5 protein-coding genes and 1 pseudogene are annotated in these 5,335 nt (G+C 58.9%); 1 reads left to right on the top strand and 5 read right to left on the bottom strand.

Annotated elements, in window-relative coordinates; all coding sequences use genetic code 11:
- Positions 1 to 73: 73 nt before the first annotated feature.
- A pseudogene (locus BKH20_RS13580) lies at positions 74 to 559 on the top strand (iron chelate uptake ABC transporter family permease subunit); the annotation flags it as partial.
- A 373-nt stretch (positions 560 to 932) separates the two neighbouring features.
- Here BKH20_RS13580 and BKH20_RS13575 read toward each other — a convergent pair.
- Genes BKH20_RS13575 through BKH20_RS13555 form a run of 5 tightly spaced genes read right to left on the bottom strand, consistent with a single transcriptional unit; the run spans position 933 to position 4,955 of the window.
- On the bottom strand, positions 933 to 2,045 hold the full coding sequence (locus tag BKH20_RS13575) for an HAD hydrolase family protein (RefSeq protein WP_075391481.1): 1,113 nt from the start codon (positions 2,043 to 2,045) through the stop codon (positions 933 to 935).
- Entirely contained in the window at positions 2,039 to 2,440 is a 402-nt protein-coding gene (locus tag BKH20_RS13570) for an NUDIX hydrolase (RefSeq protein WP_075391480.1), read from the bottom strand. The genes BKH20_RS13575 and BKH20_RS13570 overlap by 7 nt, the downstream gene beginning before the upstream one ends.
- A gap of 10 nt (positions 2,441 to 2,450) precedes the next feature.
- Complete coding sequence (locus tag BKH20_RS13565) at positions 2,451 to 3,332, bottom strand: DMT family transporter (RefSeq protein WP_256693204.1); 882 nt, start codon at positions 3,330 to 3,332, stop codon at positions 2,451 to 2,453.
- The gene (locus BKH20_RS14165; protein WP_256693203.1) at positions 3,326 to 4,255 is read right to left on the bottom strand and encodes a DUF6024 family protein; all 930 of its coding nucleotides are present in this window, start codon (positions 4,253 to 4,255) and stop codon (positions 3,326 to 3,328) included. The genes BKH20_RS13565 and BKH20_RS14165 overlap by 7 nt, the downstream gene beginning before the upstream one ends.
- On the bottom strand, positions 4,245 to 4,955 hold the full coding sequence (locus BKH20_RS13555) for a hypothetical protein (RefSeq protein ID WP_256693202.1): 711 nt from the start codon (positions 4,953 to 4,955) through the stop codon (positions 4,245 to 4,247). The genes BKH20_RS14165 and BKH20_RS13555 overlap by 11 nt, the downstream gene beginning before the upstream one ends.
- Positions 4,956 to 5,335: the final 380 nt, after the last annotated feature.

Here is a 5,335-nt window from a genome sequence, read left to right as displayed (position 1 = left end):
AAGCCCAAGGCCACTAACCCCCACACCCAGCACACACAACCGGACGCTAGACCACCAGGCTCATCCTGGGGTGAGTCTCTTTAGCGCCGAGACGGCCAGGGCCTGGCACAGCACGGCTCCTTCAACGCGATCTCCTGGGGGCAGGTCAGGCCCCTGGCTCTGGCCGCTGTGGTGCTGCTGATCCAGGTCGTGTGGCTCGTGCGGCCTGCGGGCCTGCTGGAGATGAGCGACGACGCCGCAACCAGCCTGGGACTGCGGGTCGGCAGGATGCGCGGCGCGTTGCTCGGCTACGGCGTCGTGCTGGCGGCGATCTGTGTGGCAACGGCTGGACCGATTGGCTTCATCGCCCTGGCCGCACCGCAACTGGCGCGCCGGTTGAGCCGGTCGGCTGGGATCACGATGATCGCCTCGGCGTCCATGGGAGCGCTGCTGCTGGGCGGGGCTGATTTCCTGGCGCAACGGTCAGACCCCAGTGGGCCTGGTCAGTGCTGCGGTGGGCGGGATCTACCTTGTCTGGCTGCTCATATTCTCATCCGAGCGCGCCGGGAGGACTGGCTGAGGCCGCCGTCGGGAGACCGCCGGAGCCAGGCTGCTGCTCTTTTAAGAACTCGCATCTCCTCACGCATCTCATAGCTCCTCCTTGAGTTTCGTGATTCTTAAGCCGACTCTGAGGCCTTCTGGCGGTCCTGGTCGGTGGCGTGCTCCTTCCTGTACCTTGCGACCTAGCTGCCCACGTCTTTGGGCCACAAGATCGTAGGACTCGGTCACCTCCGCTGTGGTGGTCCTCCACAGGCCGCTTCTCGCTCGATCTGTGTCCAGCAGTTCCTATGAGTACTTTGCTGCTGGCATGGTCTCCTCCCATATCTACTCATGGGAAGAAAATCTCCCCAAGTCTGAGAAACGCCAGGCACTCCACATACAGGTTGGCGACGTTAGCGGTGCAGCTCAAGCAGCTGCTCCAGAATGGAGACCACCGCGCCGGGGCGTGAGGGGACGCGGACCGTCTGCCTCCTCGCTCTGACCTCTTTTAGACCGTCCCCGACGATGACACCGATGTCTGCCGCGCGGATCATCTCCACGTCGTTAGTGTCGTTGCCTACCGCGATCCACGTGGAGACGGGCCGGTGGTGAAGGCTCGGTACCTGTCTCATGGTGGCAGTCCTTCCTGTGGTACCCGCCCCTCTCGAGGCAGCTGGCTTCTCCTCGCCGGTCGGCAGCCTCATGCAGACGCTTTTGTCCACCCCTGCCGCGCAGACGTCGACAACGCCGTCCTCGTGCGGGTATGCGACGACGCCGTCAAGGTGCAGACCCAGCAAGTCCTGGAGAGTGCCCGCGGGCTCCGGGCCGCCCGTCTCCTGTGCTCCGGCAGCCCTCGTACCTGGGCCAGCCGCTCCCTGTAGCGGATCGGCTATCATCTGCCTGATGACGTCCTGCCCCGCACGACCCTGGTGTCTCCTGCTGACGACCGTCACCTTGAGCACATCCTCAGTCGGTACCTGCGCCGGGTCGGTGCACCACGTACCATCCGGGTAGTCCCGCATGTGCTCCAGGCCGTCCCAGAGGCCCGGTGCCGTCTCGGAATCTTGGTTGCCCCTTTGCTGGGGCTCCTTCTCCGCCGTTGTCCCTGGAGACGCAGCGAAATCTGAGACTGCTGCAGACGCCTCCCCTGACCACGGATCTACGGCAGGGGCATGTCTTGCCAGTGCAGTGAAAGAGCTGCCCTGGTCCGCATAGAGAGGCATGCCCGCGCGGAAGGCGGCGTCCACGATGGTGCGGACGTGATCGGCCCTCATGGGGTAGCGTCTCTCCTTGTCTCCTAGGCGCAAGAGAGCCCCGTTGAGGCAGACCGAGCCTTCCAGGCAGGTCACGGCGTCTCCCAGTACCTCGGCCATTCCTCGGGGTGCACGTGAGGTCGCCACGATGACCGATATGTCCTCACGTCCCGCGGCCCGCCTGAGAAAAGGGGCCAGCCGGGGATCCGCGACTCCGCCGAAGACGACGGTCCCGTCCAGGTCTGTCACCACGCCCACCGGGCTGCTCAGCATTGACCACGCATCCTTGCAATATCAGGAATAACCCTGCTCTGAAAGGTTGACCCGCCACCTGGCGAGCAGGTCACGGGGACCCACTCTACGGCCTCGATCTCAGAGCGAGGGGCCGGGTTGCCTACAATATCGCACATGTAGACGAATAGGGTGATCATCTGGCTTCGGTCGAAGATGGAGACGTCATCATAGGTACCGAAGTAGGTGGCCGACACCAACGAGACCCCGAGCTCCTCATCAAGCTCGCGGCCGAGGCAGGCGACATGCGACTCCCCTCTCTCCAGCTTGCCTCCAGGAGAAATGAGGGTAGTCGTGCCACGCTTGCGGACGAGCAGCACCCTATTCCCGCGGAGAACGACCGCAGCGCACTTGATAACTGGGGGACTCTCTCTCATGTCACGTTTATCAAATTGCACCCGCTCCCTCCCTTCTTGAGCGGCGAATGTAGTGCATGTTGAGGCCGATGATAGCCCCGATGACCACCGACCCGCCTACGAGCGAAGCCGCCCCGGGACTTTCGCGGAAGAACAGCCACACCCACAGCGGGCCCAGTACTGTCTCCGCCAACACGAAGATTGCCACATGGTGCACGGGCAGGAACTTCGGCCCAACGGATAAGCAGACCAGACCGACCGGCATGACCACGAAGCCCTCAGCTACCAGAGGAAGCCATGAGGAGGAGTCGTCAGGAACCTCAACCCCGTGCAGAAGGGCGGCGGCGGTGAGTGCGCATAGCGCCCCGCCGACGGCAGTGGTGAGGAAGGGACTGGAGCGGCGTCTGGAGGAGCATACGAAGCCGCCGCTCATCGATACCGCAGCCAGCAGGGCCAGTAGTTCCCCCCGACCTGCAGTGCTGGACAGCTGTGACGCGAAGATGACCGTCATACCGGCCAGTGACGTCAGGATCGCCAGGATTGTCGGCCGGTCGATACTTGCCCGGAGAAACACTCGTCCCAGAACTGCCGACCATACCGGCATGGTCGCCATGATAAAGAGCGTGTTAGCGGCGGAAGTGCTCTCGATAGAGTACACGAATGCCACTGATGCTATCCCGAACATCAGCCCGTTACCCCAGGCTGCCCACTCGTTGTGCCAGCATTGCTTTACTCCAACAGCGTGACAGACCCCTGCTGCCAGCAGCATAGCAGTGCATATCAGTACACCGCGCCACAACGATAATACTCCGGCTGGCTGGTCTACAGCGCGGATAAGGGCTGCATCGAAGGACATGAGCAGGACCCCGCCGAGCACCACTACCGCGCCCCGGACGTATCGATTATCTAACATTTCCGGCATCTGATCAGTCCCTCCAGGTCACGGCGGAAGGCTTCGGTAGCGTCGGCCCAGGAATCATCCTTGCACCCCAGGCTCGAGTACGAGTAGCGAATGATTCCCTGACGCCTGAAGTATTTGGCGCTGGGTGGAAGTTCTCGTTCTATTACGTTCGCGTCGCCTCCTCCGGGCATCTTTACCGCTGCCATAGGGAGTCCGCTGCCACCTCCCACGATCTCTAATCCCTCCGCGGTCGCCCAGTCAACAAGGTCTCGGGAGAAAAGGAGCTGCGCCTTGTTCCAGACCTTTCCGCGTCTCATTCTATTAAGCGCGTGTTCAAGCAGATCAAGTGATGGACAGCCGCCCTCAGATAGTGACAAAAAAATTGCAATCGACGGCAGCTGTTGCCCTGTAACGGCATCTAGTATCACTACACCCAGCCCCGGTGCGAGCGCCAGATGCTTATGAAGTGGCGCAATTACGACTGCACCACTCGACATCAGTTCTTCGGTAAGGGAAGTGCCAAGAGACTGCGCCCCGTCCACGACAGAGGCTGTCGCGCCCACTGATTCGCGGAAGCTGTTATCGACGCTCACGTCCACCGGGGCTACATGCGTATGAAAATTGACCCACCTGCCGTTGACCACCTCACCCATAGATCCGACTATCCCTTGATAAGGACCGTAGTGTCTCCATAGTGGACCTACCCCTCTCAATCTTAAATTCTCTGCCATGATCCCCCCGAGCACCAGGGCCAGGGCGGTAGAGGTGTTCGGGACAAAATGAATGCAGTTAGAGTCGACGTCCAGGTCGTGGCCGAGTATGTCAGCAAGAGCGCTCCGACTTCTGAAAGCACGTCCGTAATATGATTCTCTCGACTGGCCGCGACTCGAGAAAGGATTTAGTGAAGGATTTATTGAGGCTGGATCATTTGGCATACCCAGAAGCCCCCAAAGAGGTGAAAGAGTTAACTTTGCTGCCCTGAAGGAAGTCGATAATGTCGACGGCCTTGCGCTCCTTATCGCGCAAATACTGTAAAACAACTTCGTCGCTTGGTGTGGTAAAACTGTCGGCGAATACCGACAGGCCCTCGAGTGATTTTGTAGACAACCCTAACTGTAACAGCTTGTACTTAACGTCATCAGACGACTGTGCCCAGTTGTAGATGGGGCTCTCGTACGTGATTCCGTAACCCTTCATGAACTCCACAAAGTAATCTCTGGCCACGGAGCGCTGCTCCGGAAACTCCTTCTGATAGACGGCAATGCCGTCATTAACTATGGTAATGTCGTTCCGCTTACAGTAGTCGACCACGTGGCAGTGTATCGCTATTTTCTCCCCCAGTAGTACAAGATTTTTTCTGTAGGTCAGAATGTCTTGTTCAAGGTCGGCGATAGCGAGAGAGCGGAAACTTCCAGAAATGTCTTGCTTGACGTGTTTCAGTATCAGTCCGCCAAAGCGGCTCCTCATCTCTCGCACCCGTACCTCAAGGACATCTCTGTGCAGAGAACATCCAGAATTTGCCGTGTACAGGTGTACTGGGATACCTTTCAGCATCAGGGAGCAGGCTGCAAGAGTGCTATCGCGTCCACCTGTGAACATCACCAACTGTGCATCGCTGCCAACGTATTCTTCCAAGGTAATCTCCTTCTGTGTTTGCACCTAGTTCATCGGGTCTCACCTCATGTGAAATCCGTCTGGATGCAAATGATTCGATCTACTTATAGTTAGAATAACATGCTCTCAAGGGTGCTGCAACTCTAGAACAATGCACGATATGCACAAAAATAATTACGGAGGTTAGTAGTACTCCTTGAGGTGAGGCTGTCAAAGTCGGTTCAGGTGCTTGACTGGGTGATGGAATTGGTGGCTCGTTTGGTCATCTTGATGTCGATTTGGTGGTTGAGGTGATGAATGTGCTGGGGTCGCGGAAGAGCCGGATCATGCTGATACCTAGGTTATATGGGTTGGGCATAGAGGCTTATTCATGGGGTGTAGGTGAATATGAGTCCGAGGGT

Source organism: Actinomyces oris, assembly GCF_001937445.1.
Classification (GTDB): Bacteria; Actinomycetota; Actinomycetes; order Actinomycetales; family Actinomycetaceae; genus Actinomyces; species Actinomyces acetigenes.
This window is presented reverse-complemented; position numbering and strand designations above follow the sequence as displayed.